This window comes from Actinoplanes sp. CA-142083, assembly GCF_050942195.1.
In the GTDB taxonomy this organism is placed as follows: Bacteria; Actinomycetota; Actinomycetes; order Mycobacteriales; family Micromonosporaceae; genus Actinoplanes.
Genome location: NZ_CP192076.1, coordinates 8346188 through 8359352 on the forward strand (window position 1 = coordinate 8346188; position 13165 = coordinate 8359352).

Genomic DNA, 13165 nt, shown 5'->3' on the forward strand with positions numbered 1-13165 from the left:
GCCGCCCACCGGTAGAATGCCAACTCATGCCTATAGCCCGCCAATCCCGGGTCTGGCCGTCCGGCGGCGTGCATCTGTGGCCCTCGGGCGGCACAAGCGCGACGGATTCCCACCCTCGCGGGCATCTCGTGTACGCGGCCGCCGGCGTCCTCTCGATGCACACCGAGCGTGGCACCTCGATCGTCCCGGCCAACCGGGTCGCCTGGATCCCCGCCGGGTTCATCCACCACCACCGCGCGCACGGCGAGACCGACATGCGCATCGTTTTCCTGCCGCCGTCCCTGGCCCGGCTCCTGCCGAACCGCCCCGCCGTGTTCCTGGCCTCCGGCCTCGCCCGCGAGGTCCTGCTCACCCTCACCGGCCCGCGCGAGTCCGAACAGGGCTTGCGCCAGCCCGAACAGGGCACCCGCGAGCTCCAACAGGGCCCGCGCGAGCTAGCACGCGGCCCGCGCGCCCGCCTGCACCGGGTACTCGTCGACGAGCTGCACGAGGCGCACGAACAGCCCCTGCACCTGCCCGAGCCGCGCGACGACCGGCTACGGGCCGTCGCGCGCATCCTCGACGACAACCCCGCCGACACCAGCACCCTGGCCGAGCTCGGCCGGGCCGTCGGCGCGGGCGGCCGCACCCTCAGCCGGCTGTTCCACGACGAGCTCGGCATGACCTTCTACGAGTGGCGCACCCAGCTGCGCGTCTGTCACGCCCTCGTCCTGCTGGCCGAGGGCCACGACACCACGCGCGTCGCGCACGCCTGCGGCTGGGCCAACCCGAGCGGCTTCATCGCCGCCTTCACCGCCGTCGTCGGCACCACCCCCGGCCGCCACCGCGCCGGATCCGCTCACGGGCAGGAGCCGTCGGCCGCGCGGGGGCCGATGGCGAAGTCCAGGCCGCTGCCGGTGAAGGTGCCGTAGACGCAGGCGGCCCCGGTCGACGCCGCGAAGGCGGGACCCGCACCGACGACAACCTGCTCCAGGCCGGCCGAGCGGAGCGCCGTGTCGATCGCCGACTCGTCCGGCACGCTGCGGAAGCCCGTCGTGAGCAGGGTGAAGTGCCTCATCAGGAATTGGACGCAGGATTCGGCGCCGGCGACCGCGGTCTCCGGGACGCCGGCCCGCCGCGGCGTCGGCTTGCGCTGCGCCTCCAACGCGCGGCGAGCCCGTTGTTCAGGGTCACTCACGTCAAAAGAGGAGGACGGATCCGAGTACGGCGTCGGCGCCGCGTCCCGCGCACAGGAGACCGCGTCCGGCAGCCCCTGGCCCGCCGACGGTGCCGCACCGTCAACGGCGGCGCTCCGGGCAATGCCCGGGGCCGAGCCAGGTTGGGCGCAGCCGCCGAGCAGCGCCACCGTGGCGACGACCACCACTCTCGAAACGGAAACGGAAACGGAAATCGATGGATCGCCCGTCATCCGACGGATTTTGCACCATCGGTCAGGCCAGGTCGGCCACGACCCGGTCACGTCCGGCGCGCTTGGCCGCGTACAGATTGCGGTCGGCCTGTGACAGCAACGCCGACACCGTGGCCCGGCCGTCGAGAGCCGTCGTCACGCCGATGCTCGTCGTCACGGCCAGCGCCCCGGTCACCGCGTGCCACCCGTGCGTGCGGATCCGCAGCCGCAGCAGCTCGCACCGCCGCGCCGCCTCGGCGCCGTCCATGCCCGGGAAGATCAGCAAGAACTCCTCGCCGCCCATCCGCGCCGCGATGATCGGCCCGCTCGCCGCCTCCTGCAGCAGCGTGCCGATGTGCTGCAGCACGGTGTCGCCGGTGGCGTGCGACAGCGTGTCGTTGATCCGCTTGAAGTGGTCGAGGTCGGCGATCGCCACCGAGATCGGCCCCCGCGTCGCGGTGGCCTCGGCCAGCAGTGCCGGCAGCCGCTCGTTGACGTAGCGCCGGTTGTACAGGCCGGTCAGCGCGTCGCGGTGGGCCATCTCGCGGAAGTGCTCGCTGGCCCGCCGCGCCTCGTTGGCCTCGAAGACCGCCTGCATCGCCCGGGCGCGGGACTCACGCTGGGCGGAATGCAGCGCCGACGAGTCGGCGTGGAAGAGCAGATGCTCCTCGTACGCGGCCTGGTAGTCCCCCGCGGCGGCGAACAGTGCCGCCTGCTCCTGCCGGGCGCGCGCCCGCAGCCGGGCCAGCCCGTTGTTCTCGCACTCGCGCACGGCCCGGTCGAGCGCGGCCTGCGCCTGCTCGTACCGCCCGTTCAGCCGTCGCGCCTCGGCCAAGGTCAGCATGCACTCGGCCGCGGCGTCGCCCTCGTTCCCCGCGATCCGGCCCTCGATCACCCCGGCCAGCGCGGCCTCGACCGAGTCGAACCGGCCGCCCATCATCTCGACCCGGGCCACCGTGTCCAGCTCGTTGGCGGCGAGCCGCCGTCCGGTGGCCGACGACACCCGCTGCATCCGGCCGGCGAGGTCCCGCGCGGCGGGTTCGTCCCCGTTCTCGTACGCGGTGTAGGTCATGTTGTTGAGGATCAGCAGCTCGAGCTCGCGGTCGCCGATCTCCTCCGCGAGCCCGAGGGCCTCCCGGGAGCGTCGCCCGCCCTCGTCGATCGAGCCACCGTCGTCGAGCGCGACGGCCAGCGTCATCAGGTGCCGCGCGCGGATGCCCGGCGCGGCGTCGTCGGTGAGGTGCGCGACGGCCTGCACGCCGTGGGTGAGCGCGTCGGAGATGTCACCCACCAGGCGGTAGAAGATCGACAGCTCGCGGTGGGCGCGGGCCTGCACGTACGGGCTGTCGTGCCGCACGCCCCAGGCGAGGGCCTGATGCGCCAGCCGGCCGCCCTCGCCGACCCGGCCCTCGCGCAGCAGCACGTCGGCGAGCAGCACGGCGGCGCGCTGGGCGGCCTCCTCGTCGCCGGCCTCCTCGGCCACCCGTCGTGCCTCCTCGGCGGGCGCGCGCACGGTGCGGAACGCGGTCACGTCCCGGGTCTCGAGTTCGAGCAGGGCAGCCGCAAGCCCGAGTGCGTCGTGAACGCGCTCCGCCGCTTTCGTCGTCACAGATGCCTGCTTCCTGCCGGGGCCGTGACGAATCAGTGTGGGGAGGACCGGGAGCAGGAACGGTCCCGGACGGTTGCGGATCGGGAGCGACTTCAGCGTGCGGTGCACACCTGCGCCGAGGCGGCGATCCGGTCGGTGGAGTACGCCACCGAGACCTTGAAGCAGTAGTTCTGGGCCTCGTTCAACCCGTACACCATGTAGTCGGTGGTGCCCGCCGGGAGCTGCTGGAACGCCCGCAGCGGCTGACCCGTGCGGCCGCCGGAGACCAGCACCGGGCCCTCGGCGTCCTTCGGGTACGCCCAGCTCAGCGACACCGAGTCGCGGTTGTCCTGGAGCTTGACCCCCGTGGGCGCGCCGGGGTCGCCGGTCGGTGCGGCGCTGGTCGGCGCGGCGGACGCGGCGGACGGGGCGGGGCTGGAGGCGACCGGCGCCGGCGAGACCGGCACGGTCGGCTGCGCGCCGGTCGAGCTGTTCGCGTCCGGCAGGGTCAGCGCGATCACCGCGATGGCCACCGCGATCCCCGCGATCAGCACGGCGACCAGCAGGAACGGCTGACGACGGCGAACAGCCGCGGGCTGGTCGGTGCGCACCGGCAGCAGCCGCTCGGAGTTGGGCGGGGTGTCCAGCGTCGAGGCGGGAGCGGAACCGACGTTCGGAGGCCACCCGCCCTGGCCGCGCTGCCCCGGCATCGGCGGCGGCGTGTCGGCGCGGGCGTGCCGGCCGGTGAGGTCGCCCGGCGCCTGCGCCACGTCGGAGAGGTAGAGCGGCTGCTGGTAGACCGTGCCGTTCGGGTCGGTGGGCCGATTGTCGGGCGGCGGCCGCAGCGCGTCCTCGGGCGGGAAGTCGCCGCCCTGCTCGGGGTCGGGCACGGTCGGGCGGCGCGGGAACGGGACCGAGCGCGGCCCGGTGGACTGCTCGACCCGCCCGCACACGTGCCGGCCCGAGGCGGGAGCGACCGCGAGGGCCGCGACCTGCCGCACCAGCGGGTGGTCGGCGGGCAGATATCGGGCGCAGAGCTCCTGGGCGAGGGCGAGGTGCTCGGCGGACTCGGCGTCGCGGGCGCACTCACGCTCCATCGCGCCGAGGCGGGCCAGCATCTTGATGCCGGCCGGGGCGGCGTCGCCGTGGCGGTGCCGGTGGCGCACCCAGGCGCCGGTGAGCCGGGAGCGGGCCGAGGTGCAGTGCCCGGCCGCGTGCTCGGCGGTGGCCAGGTCGGCCTCGGCCGCCAGCACGCGCGGCGAGTCGGGGCCGTCCAGCGCGGTGAGGTCGTGCACGAGTCGCTCGTAGACCTGCGCGGCCCGCCCGTAGTGGCCGACCCGCTGCAGGATCGCGGCGTGCGTCGCGGCGGCGGCCACCGTGCGCTCGTCGCGCGGGCCGTGCAGCCGCTCCTCGGCCTCGTGCGCGAAGGCGGCCCAGAGCCGGGCGCCGTGCGAGTCGCCGAGAGCGATCAGGATGCGCGCGTGCAGAGCCGCGGCCAGCGCCAGCTCGGGGTCGGCCGCCTGCGGATCGCTGGCGTCGGCCCGATCGAGCACCCCGGCGAGGACCCGGCGCGCACCCTGAAGGTCACCCGCGGACGACAGTGTCTGGGCGCGCTGGGTGAGCTCGGCAATGGGCGGAGCCGGAGGCATGTGTCCCATAGTGCTCGTATGAACACCGTGGGTACAAGTCTCCCCGGTTCATCCCCCGATCCGGGACAATGTAGATCCACGGGACTGGGAGGTCGGCCGTGATCGCGACGGTGAAGCGGGAACTGCTGGTCAGGCATCTGGAGGCCTGGGCCCCGGCGGCGCTGCATCGCGCCCGCCGGGTCTTCTACACGCACGGCTACGCCGATGCGGACGGAGGCGAGTCGGCCGAGGCGGCCGCGCGGGTGCTTGCGGATCAAACCGATTTCGTACGCGGGCGCGAGCTGTCCATGCTGCTCGTGGGTGACGACGTCACCGCCGTGGCGAAACGGCTGGCGGCGATCCCGGAGCTCGGTTCGTTGCCGGTGCACGCCGTGTCGGGTGGCACCGACTCGCTCGGCGTCGCTCTCAAGGCGGCCGGTGCTCAACGCGTACCCCTGCTGGGTTTTCTGGACGCGGCAAGCGCGAGCGAACCGCCCAGCCCGGCCACCGTCGCGGCCCTCAATGCCGGAAAGCCGGCCGAGGTCCTGCTCGTGCTGGCGCCCGGGGTGTCCGCAAACGATTATCGCGAGCAGTGGCCGCTGTTCGCCGCCGTGGAGCTCGCAACCGGGGAGGAGCCGGGCGAGTTGCTGGCCTTCGGGACGACTTCGGGCAAGAGCCTCGAGGGGTTCAAGGAGGCGCTCTGGGCGGTCGACGAGTTCGCCGGGGTGCGGTATCGCGATCCTGGCGATCCGGAGCGGCATCTCATCGACATCTCGCTCCAGCCCCACCCGGGACCGCTGCGCCGCGAGATCCTCGCCCACCTCGAGCGGGTCGGCTCGGCGACGGTGACCGAGCTGCGAACCTTCGCGCTGACCGAAACCGTCTATCGGGCGGCGGACGCCACCCGGGTGCTGCACACGCTCGCCGACTCGGGAGCCGTCACCCGCCAACCGCCGCATGGGCGGTTGGGCGGGGACGTGGTGATCGCTCTACCGTGACGACTTGTCCTGCTTCCACGAGAGCGGGCCGGGCAGGTCGACGCGGTGCGCGCGGGTGCGCGAGTTCCACGACCAGCGACCGATCTTGAAGCTCCACGACGAGAATCCGTTCTCGGTGAAGTTCAGGATCAGCGGGCCGAACTTCTTGCGGCTGCGGAACACGATGCCCATCGCTACGTCCCTCCGGGGGTCTCTGGGGATGGGCGTTCGGTTCCCGGTTCTCGAAATTTACAAACGTCAGCGCGGCTGCCACGCGTCGGGGCGGGTCGTGAGCTTGCGGACGTGGGCGGGCATCCGGCCGCTGATCAGCTCGGCCAGGCTCACCTCGTCGACCACCTCGCGGACCGCGGCGCGCACGGCGACCCAGAGGTTCGGCAGGTTCTCGGCGGCGCCTTCGTACTGCGTCTCCTCAGGACGGAGACCGCGCACGCCGGCGAGCGGGCCGTCGACCGCGCGCAGGATCGAGCCGATCGTCACGTCGCGCGGAGGTTGTGACAATGTGTAGCCGCCCTCGGCCCCGCGCTGCGCCCGGACCACGCCGGCGCGGCGCAGGTCGGCGAGGACGGCCTCGAGGAACTTGCGGGGCATGTTCTGATCTTGAGCGATGGCCTGGGCGGACATCAGCGCCGGGTAGGCCTGCGCCAAGCTGAGGGCGGCCCGGACCGCGTAGTCGCCGCGCGCGGAGATCTGCACCCACCTATCATGCCTCTTCCGCGCCAGGACTCCGCACATACCCCACGGATTTGTGGGAATTACACTCAGTCAGCGGGTCGTCGCTGAATCGGTATGCCGCCGCGGCCGTTCGTGGCCATGTCCGCGCGGAACTGGCCCGGGCTCACCCCGACCTCGCGGTGGAAGAAACGGCCGAAGTTCGTCGGCTCCGGGAAGCCCAGGTGTCGGCCGACCTCGGCGACCGACATCGGGGTGCACGCGAGCAGTCGGCGCGCCTCGAGCGCGACCCGGTCGTCGACCACCTGCTTGGCCGTCCGGCCGGTGACCGCGAGGCTGGCCCGGGTCAGCGTGCGCACCGAACAGCCCATCTCCTCGGCGTAGTCCTCGACCCGGCGGCTGCGCGGATGACCGGACTCCAGCCGCCGCCGGAACCGAGCGAACGTGCGCCCCTCCGCGCCGAGCGGGCCTGAGTCCTCGGTGAGCAGCGCGATCCGCAGCAGCAGCACCGCCAGCTGATGGCGCAGCAGGTCGGCCGCGACCGGGCCCGAGCGGTGCCGCTCGCAGTCGACCGCGAGCTGGGCGAACTCGCTGATCACCGCGTCCTCGTCCTCACCCTCGAGCTGCCAGCGGCCGGGGGCCTCGGGGCGCTCGGGCCAGTGGTCGCCGGCCAGCCGGGTGTCGAAGGTGACCACCGAGGCGGCCAGGCCGTTCCCGCCGATGCGCAGCTCCTGGCCCGGGCGGATCCAGAGCAGCGTGCCCGGCCGGCAGGAATGGTGCTCGAAGTCGACCTCGACGGCGCCGTGACCCGCGGTGGCAAGCAGCAGCGCATGGTACGGCGGGCACCACGGGCCGGACGGCTGCACCTCACCCAGCGCGCACGTCGCCACCCCCGCCCACCCGGGCGGGATCAGCGGTGCGGCGCGCGTCGCGAGAGAGGTCATCGGGCCGACGGTAACCGTCGATGACCAGCCGCGCACCTGCCAAAACGCGGGTTGACGGGAATGTGTCGGATAATCGGGGTCAATGTCCGATTCTTGCCCGGGAATCGGGCCTTTGTCCTTTTCCTCCGGGAAACGAACAACCCGCGCGGATCGGCAGTGTCCGCGCGGGTCGTCGCTTTTCTTTAGCTATCGCCGGTTGCTATCTCCCCGCCAGCAACCGGTTGACCGCCGCGTCCACGTCGAGATGCTCGGATTCCCGGCCGCGCGGCACCACGACATAGGTGCGCCGGAGGAACCGGACGAGGACGCTGCGGGGCACTTCGAACAACGCGTTGCCATCCGGAGACGACAGCGCCAAGGCGACGAAATCCCCGCGAGGCGTGGCCCAGGGCCACACCCGCACGTCGCCGATACCCGCGGGCTCATCGAGCCCGGTCACGAGCAGTTCACGCGCGAAGGACCAGCTCACGGCTTCCCCACCGGCTGATTCCGCGTGGAACAACACATGGACCGCATACGGGTCCGCTGGGTCGTACCGCAGACTGGCGCGCACGGGCAGGGCCGTTGCGTCAGGCGCTACGAGCCGCAGCGAGGTCTCGACCTCGACGGTCGTTGGACGAATGGTACTCATGGACGAACTCCCCCCGGCACCGCTGCGAGGCTGGTGAACCCCGCGTTTCCCATACTCAGGTGATCCCTGTCGTTACGCTCCGCCATACGCTGATCTCACCCAGTAGTGGGAAGACGGTTCCGAAAACGTCTTCACACAGGACGTAAAGCGATATCTTGTCCTGTTATGCCCATGTACTCGGTTCCGCCCGGCGTCGGGTGGTCCAGCAGTTGACTTACTCCGGTAACGTCCATTCCTCCCGGGTAGTGACGGGGCTCGGGGACACTGGGGGATGAAATGAGCACGAAAGCGGACGAAGATCGGGCACCGATGGGTGTTTTGGACAAGATCCGGGCAAACCCGACAGGCCGCCTAGCCCTCAAGATCGGAATTGGCGTCCTCGGCTCCCTCGTCATAGCCCTGGGCATCGTCCTGATCCCGTTCCCCGGTCCGGGCTGGGCCATCGTGATCCTGGGACTGGCCATCTGGGCCCTCGAGTTCGCCTGGGCGAAAAGGCTGCTCGAGTTCACCAAGCGCAACGTGAAGGCGTGGACGAGCTGGATAGGCCGGCAGAGCCTGCCCATGCGCGGCCTCATCGGCATCGTCGGCATGATCTTCGTGGCCGCCGTCGTGTGGACCTCGGTCCGCGTCAGCTTCGGCATCGACCTGATCGAGAAGACTCGCGAATGGCTGAGCTGACCCCTGGTTGGCCCCTGGCGGCCTCGGTCTAGTACAGTCTGTCTCGCTGAGGGGCGATTAGCTCAGCGGGAGAGCGCTCCGTTCACACCGGAGAGGTCACTGGTTCGATCCCAGTATCGCCCACGAGTCCCTGAGGCCCTCGTGTCCGCTGAGAAGCGCGGACCCGGGGGCCTCGTCATGCTGGCTCAGGGGGCCGAGCCCCCTGAAACCCCACGAGTCCCCGAGGCCCTCGTGTCCGCTGAGAAGCGCGGACCCGGGGGCCTCGTCATGCTGGCTCAGGGGGCCGAGCCCCCTGAAACCCCACGAAGACCATGCGGCGGCAGGTCTGGCTGCTTCACCTCGGCGTCTCCGACTGACACCGCGGTCACCCCTTGATCTGAGCGTGGACGCCCGTTGGCCCGCCACGGTCTATGCTGGCGTCAATCTATCGACATCGGTCCATCCGAGTAGGAAGACGCGCACGTGTCGAACGATGAACAGACGGAACCCCAGCTGGACACCTCGGTCCCGCACACGGCGCGGATCTGGAACTATCTGCTGGGCGGCAAGGACAACTTCGCCGCCGATCGCGTGGTCGGCGACCAGATTCTCGCCGGTCAACCAGCGCTCGCGGAGAACGCCCGCCGGTGCCGCGCGTTCCTGATCCGCGCGGTGCGCTATCTGGCCACCGACGCCGGTGTGCGCCAGTTCCTGGACATCGGTACCGGGCTGCCCACCGCCAACAACACGCATGAGGTGGCCCAATCGGTGGCGCCGGAGAGCCGCATCGTCTACGTCGACAACGACCCACTGGTGCTCACCCACGCTCGCGCCCTGCTCACGAGCCGGCCCGAGGGCTTGACCAGCTACATCGACGCTGACATGTACGACATGGATCTGGTGCTACGCGAAGCCGCTCGCACCCTCGACTTCTCCGAGCCCGTCGCGATCCTGTTCATGGGTGTGCTCGGCCACGTCGAGAAGGACACGGTCGCGCAGGCCATGGTCACCAAGGCGCTGGACGCTGCGGCGCCCGGCAGCTACCTCGCCCTGTACGACAGCGCCCCCGTCTCACCCGAGGTGGTCGAGGCGGCTCGTATCTGGAACGAGTCCGCCGCTCTGCCATACCATTTGCGCAGCACGGACCGCCTTGCCCAGTTTTTCCAGGGCCTTGAACTCGTCGAGCCCGGCCTGGTCCCCGTGACCCAGTGGCGGCCGGACTCCGAGGCACCCGAGGTCGAGCAATACGGCGGCGTAGGACGCAAACCGCGATAGCAACACGCGCTCCGTCCACACTGCAACGGCCGCTACGCTTCCGTCGTGATTCGACGCCCGCTCGCATTGTCGGCCTCCGCTCTGGCCCTTTGCCTGTCAATAACCGCTTGCACCGCACCGGCCGCGGCGCCCTCGGCGAGTGCGCCGTTCGACCCGGCGGCGGCGCTCGCCGCGTCGACCGCCGGCATCGACGGGGGCGGCTACACCTTCAGCGTGACCGGGCCTGAATTCGAGGTGAGCGGCGCCGTCCACACCCCTTCCGGCAGTGCGGAGATCTTGTCGCAGGAGCAACAACGGAACGTCAACGTCACGACGCGGTTCCGGATCGCCGGCGGCCGAACCTACCTGTATCTCGACCTCTCCGGCGGCCTTTGGGACGACCTCGATCGAGACGTGGAGCTGCTGCGGAGTTCGCGCGACGCCGAGTCCCGCCGGAAAGGAGAGGAGCTCGGCTCGTTCCGGGACTACGTCAACGGCACGTACTGGATGCCGCCGGAGGCGGTGCCGCCCTCCGTCGTCCCACAGATCGACCTTCACGACCCCGACGTGATCGGCGTGAAAAGGCTGCTGAGCGGCGTCAAGGCCGCGAAGGGCGACGACCTGTTCATCACCGGCACGCTGGACACGTCTCAGGTCACCGAGGCGCAGACCGTCGTGGGCCGCCACGCCCGCGCACACTCGCTGCCCACCGGCACGGCGATGCCGTTTCAGGCCTCGCTCGACGCCCAGGGCCGGATTGCGACGCTCTCGCTGATCGCTCCCGACCCGGCCGACACGTGGGTCATCCGCCTGTCCGAGTACGGTGCGATCCAGCCGCTGACCGCACCGCCGGCCGACCTGGTCAAGAAGCCCTCAGCCGCCGTACTGAAGCTTCTCCGCGGTCCCGACCTCAGCAAACCTGCCTGAGACTTGACTTCGACTCAGGTTCAACTTGCAGCCTGTCGAAATGACCTTCACCCCGTTTGAGATCGCCTACCTCGACGAACAGACCCTGGGGCGTCTAGCCACGCTGCGCCCCGACGGCACCCTGCAGAACAGCCCGGTCGGGTTCCGCTACAACCACGCCCTCAGCACGATCGATATCGGCGGCCACAACCTGACCTCGAGCCGCAAATACCGCAACGTCGCGGCGAACGGGCAGGTCGCGTTCGTCGTCGACGACGTGCCGTCGCTGAGCCCGTGGAAGGTGCGCTGCCTGGAGATCCGCGGCACCGCCGAGGCGATCGAGAAGCCATCCGACTCGGCTTACGGCAGCAGCGACCCGATCATCCGGATCCGAGCCCGGCGAATCATCAGCTACGGCACCGAGGACCAAGGCACCGCTCCGGGCCAGGTCCGGCCCCACAACCGCAACGTCTCATGAGCCCTCCTTCGAAGCCCACGCCGGCTGCGGACCTCGAGGCCGACCAGTCCCTGCGCCCGGAGCGCTCCGAGCATGTCGGCGGCCGCCGGGCCCAGAAGTCCAGCAATCCCCGGAACCCCCGCGCCCTGTGGCGACGGTTCCGGGTTTGGCATCGACGTGTGACAATCTGTTGCGCTGTGCCGCGTCGAACCAGGAAATTCGGGGGCTTGGGTGACAAAGATCGAAGGGCCGTCCCACGGCGTCGCCACCCAGGTTCCTCCCAGCGAGGAGGCGGTGACTCCGGGGCCGGCGGCGGCGCCTAGCGTGCTGAAACGGGTGTGGGGCCGCCGCGAGTGGATTCTGGTGATTCTCGGCGGGCTGGCGCTCGCCGTGGCGCTGACCTGGCCGACGCTGCGCGACCCGCGGCACACGGTGCCCGGGGACATCGGTGATCCGGCACTGTTTGCCTGGCAGATCGCCTGGGGCGGGCACGCGCTGCTGCACAGCCCCCTGCACCTGTGGGACTCGAACACCTTCTTCCCCGACCCGCATTCGCTGGCCTTCACCGACACCGTCGTCGGCTACGCGCCGTTCGGCATGATCGGGTCCGGCATGGAGTCGGCCCTCCTGCGATACAACATCCTGTACGTCCTGCTGCATGCGCTCGCCTTCGTCGGGGCTTACGCGCTGACCCGCCAGTTGGGGGCGCATCCGCTCGGTGCGGCAGTTGCGGGCGTCGCCTGGGCATTCGCGCCGTGGCGGCTCGCGCATGCCGGCCACCTGAATGTCATCTCGACCGGCGGCATCGCGCTGAGCCTCGCCATGATCGCTCGCGGCCACGGCTGGTCGCTGCGCGCCGGCCACCGCCCGGAACGGCACAGCCCGTGGTGGGCGCTGGCCGGCTGGCTGGTCGGGGCCTGGCAGATCACCCTCGGGCTCGCCATCGGGCTCGCGTACGCGTACGTGATGATCCTGATCTGCCTCGTGGCCGCCGCGTGTTTCGGCTGGTCCTGGTGGCGGCGCGGCCGGCCGGTCTTCGGCCGGCGCCTGCTCGCCGCCGATCTGGCCGGCGGGTTGTGCTTCGCCGCGGCCACGGCCTTCATGGGACTTGCCTTCACCCGCGTCGTGCAGCTCCACCCACAGGCCGACCGGGGGCTGGCCTGGACCGAGATGTACTCGCCGCCGTGGCGCGGCCTCCTCATCGCGCCCGAGGCGTCCTGGCTGTGGGGCACCCGGCACGCGGGGGCGCGCTCGCACTTGCCCTGGGCGCCGGAGATGGCGCTGCTCCCCGGCATCACCCTGATCGTCCTGGCCGTGGTCGGGGCGATCATCTCGATCTTCCGGCTCCGGCATCGGATCCTGCTGACCCTCGGCACGCTCGGGGCGGTGCTGCTGACGCTCGGCGCGACCCTGCCCTGGCACGGCGACCCGGGCTATCTGACCCTCTCCAAACACCTGCCGGGGTGGGCGGCGCTGCGCACCCCCGGGCGGATGATGGTGTGGGTCTCGTTGTTGCTGGCCATCCTGGCGGCCGGCGCGGTCAGTGAATGGGTCGCCGGCGCACGGGCCACGGCGCCCTGGCGGCCCGGGGTCATGGCCCGCGGGAAATTCGTCGTGCTGCGCCTTGCCCTGCTGATCCCGCTCGTGCTGGTCGTCGTGGAAGGGGTCAACCGGACCGGGCATCCCGAGGTGCTGCGCTATCCGGCCGCGATGAGTGCCGCGCGGGAGCCGATCCTGGTGTTGCCCAGCGCCGGCAGCCTCGAGATGTCCATCATGCTGTGGACCACGAACGGGTTCCCGCGCGTCCCCAACGGCCTGGTCACCTTCGTCCCGACCGGCCAGGAGCGGATCCGCGCGGCCAGCATGACCTTTCCGGACACCACGAGCATCGCCGCGCTGCGGGCGGCGGGCATCAAATCGGTCGTCGTCCTGCCCGAATGGCTGCCCGGGACCCCGTGGGAGGGCGTGCCCGAGCGCTCGATCGACGGCCTCGGCATCACCCGGGAGCAGATCGGCTACTACATCCTCTACCGACTCGACTGACGG

The 13165-nt window shown here is 71.0% G+C and carries 14 protein-coding genes and 1 tRNA gene; 8 read left to right on the top strand and 7 right to left on the bottom strand.

Features of this window, described 5'->3' with window-relative positions:
- The first annotated feature begins 26 nt into the window (after window positions 1–26).
- On the top strand, window positions 27–911 hold the full coding sequence (locus ACQPZX_RS38175) for an AraC family transcriptional regulator (RefSeq protein ID WP_433366674.1): 885 nt from the start codon (window positions 27–29) through the stop codon (window positions 909–911).
- On the opposite strand, the gene ACQPZX_RS38180 is transcribed toward ACQPZX_RS38175, so the two are convergent.
- The 3 genes from ACQPZX_RS38180 to ACQPZX_RS38190 all read right to left on the bottom strand — a co-directional run bounded on the left by ACQPZX_RS38180 (window position 839) and on the right by ACQPZX_RS38190 (window position 4624).
- Entirely contained in the window at window positions 839–1363 is a 525-nt protein-coding gene (locus ACQPZX_RS38180; RefSeq protein ID WP_433366676.1) for a hypothetical protein, read from the bottom strand. The two genes, ACQPZX_RS38175 and ACQPZX_RS38180, sit on opposite strands and share 73 nt — an antisense overlap.
- A 67-nt stretch (window positions 1364–1430) precedes the next feature.
- Window positions 1431–2996 (bottom strand): diguanylate cyclase, encoded by a 1566-nt coding sequence (locus ACQPZX_RS38185; RefSeq protein ID WP_433366679.1) that lies wholly within the window; start codon window positions 2994–2996, stop codon window positions 1431–1433.
- 92 nt (window positions 2997–3088) lie between these two features.
- Entirely contained in the window at window positions 3089–4624 is a 1536-nt protein-coding gene (locus ACQPZX_RS38190) for a fibronectin type III domain-containing protein (RefSeq protein ID WP_433366682.1), read from the bottom strand.
- Between the two features lie 98 nt (window positions 4625–4722).
- On the opposite strand from ACQPZX_RS38190, the gene ACQPZX_RS38195 reads away from it, so the two are divergent.
- Window positions 4723–5601: a hypothetical protein gene (locus ACQPZX_RS38195; RefSeq protein WP_433366685.1), complete on the top strand. Its 879-nt coding sequence runs from the start codon at window positions 4723–4725 to the stop codon at window positions 5599–5601.
- Here ACQPZX_RS38195 and ACQPZX_RS38200 read toward each other — a convergent pair.
- The 4 genes from ACQPZX_RS38200 to ACQPZX_RS38215 form a co-directional block, all read right to left on the bottom strand.
- Entirely contained in the window at window positions 5593–5772 is a 180-nt protein-coding gene (locus tag ACQPZX_RS38200) for a DUF4236 domain-containing protein (RefSeq protein WP_433366688.1), read from the bottom strand. The genes ACQPZX_RS38195 and ACQPZX_RS38200 overlap by 9 nt on opposite strands.
- A gap of 66 nt (window positions 5773–5838) precedes the next feature.
- The gene (locus ACQPZX_RS38205; protein ID WP_378977234.1) at window positions 5839–6294 is read right to left on the bottom strand and encodes an RrF2 family transcriptional regulator; all 456 of its coding nucleotides are present in this window, start codon (window positions 6292–6294) and stop codon (window positions 5839–5841) included.
- Window positions 6295–6359: 65 nt separating this feature from the next.
- Window positions 6360–7214 carry a helix-turn-helix domain-containing protein gene (locus ACQPZX_RS38210; protein WP_433366692.1) on the bottom strand — a complete coding sequence of 285 codons (855 nt, stop codon included), beginning with the start codon at window positions 7212–7214 and terminating at the stop codon, window positions 6360–6362.
- Window positions 7215–7413: 199 nt separating this feature from the next.
- Window positions 7414–7845 carry an SsgA family sporulation/cell division regulator gene (locus ACQPZX_RS38215; protein ID WP_020514863.1) on the bottom strand — a complete coding sequence of 144 codons (432 nt, stop codon included), beginning with the start codon at window positions 7843–7845 and terminating at the stop codon, window positions 7414–7416.
- Window positions 7846–8154: 309 nt separating this feature from the next.
- Between ACQPZX_RS38215 and ACQPZX_RS38220 the strand changes: the two genes are divergently transcribed.
- The 6 genes from ACQPZX_RS38220 (at window position 8155) to ACQPZX_RS38245 (ending at window position 13162) form a co-directional block, all read left to right on the top strand.
- Window positions 8155–8523 (top strand): TIGR02611 family protein, encoded by a 369-nt coding sequence (locus tag ACQPZX_RS38220; protein WP_433366695.1) that lies wholly within the window; start codon window positions 8155–8157, stop codon window positions 8521–8523.
- A gap of 51 nt (window positions 8524–8574) precedes the next feature.
- A tRNA-Val gene (locus ACQPZX_RS38225) sits at window positions 8575–8646 on the top strand.
- Window positions 8647–8985: 339 nt separating this feature from the next.
- Window positions 8986–9777 carry an SAM-dependent methyltransferase gene (locus ACQPZX_RS38230; RefSeq protein WP_433366698.1) on the top strand — a complete coding sequence of 264 codons (792 nt, stop codon included), beginning with the start codon at window positions 8986–8988 and terminating at the stop codon, window positions 9775–9777.
- A gap of 45 nt (window positions 9778–9822) precedes the next feature.
- The gene (locus ACQPZX_RS38235; RefSeq protein WP_433366701.1) at window positions 9823–10683 is read left to right on the top strand and encodes a hypothetical protein; all 861 of its coding nucleotides are present in this window, start codon (window positions 9823–9825) and stop codon (window positions 10681–10683) included.
- A 40-nt stretch (window positions 10684–10723) separates the two neighbouring features.
- Entirely contained in the window at window positions 10724–11140 is a 417-nt protein-coding gene (locus tag ACQPZX_RS38240; protein WP_433366704.1) for a PPOX class F420-dependent oxidoreductase, read from the top strand.
- Window positions 11141–11413: 273 nt separating this feature from the next.
- Entirely contained in the window at window positions 11414–13162 is a 1749-nt protein-coding gene (locus ACQPZX_RS38245; protein ID WP_433385680.1) for a hypothetical protein, read from the top strand.
- The last annotated feature ends 3 nt before the right edge of the window (window positions 13163–13165 follow it).

Excerpts from the sequence above, each read along its gene's own strand:
- ACQPZX_RS38175 (WP_433366674.1), top strand. The coding sequence starts at position 27 with ATGCCTATAGCCCGCCAATCCCGGGTCTGGCCGTCCGGCGGCGTGCAT.
- ACQPZX_RS38190 (WP_433366682.1), bottom strand. The coding sequence starts at position 4,624 with ATGCCTCCGGCTCCGCCCATTGCCGAGCTCACCCAGCGCGCCCAGACA.
- ACQPZX_RS38200 (WP_433366688.1), bottom strand. The coding sequence starts at position 5,772 with ATGGGCATCGTGTTCCGCAGCCGCAAGAAGTTCGGCCCGCTGATCCTG.
- ACQPZX_RS38210 (WP_433366692.1), bottom strand. The coding sequence starts at position 7,214 with ATGACCTCTCTCGCGACGCGCGCCGCACCGCTGATCCCGCCCGGGTGG.
- ACQPZX_RS38215 (WP_020514863.1), bottom strand. The coding sequence starts at position 7,845 with ATGAGTACCATTCGTCCAACGACCGTCGAGGTCGAGACCTCGCTGCGG.
- ACQPZX_RS38220 (WP_433366695.1), top strand. The coding sequence starts at position 8,155 with ATGGGTGTTTTGGACAAGATCCGGGCAAACCCGACAGGCCGCCTAGCC.
- ACQPZX_RS38240 (WP_433366704.1), top strand. The coding sequence starts at position 10,724 with ATGACCTTCACCCCGTTTGAGATCGCCTACCTCGACGAACAGACCCTG.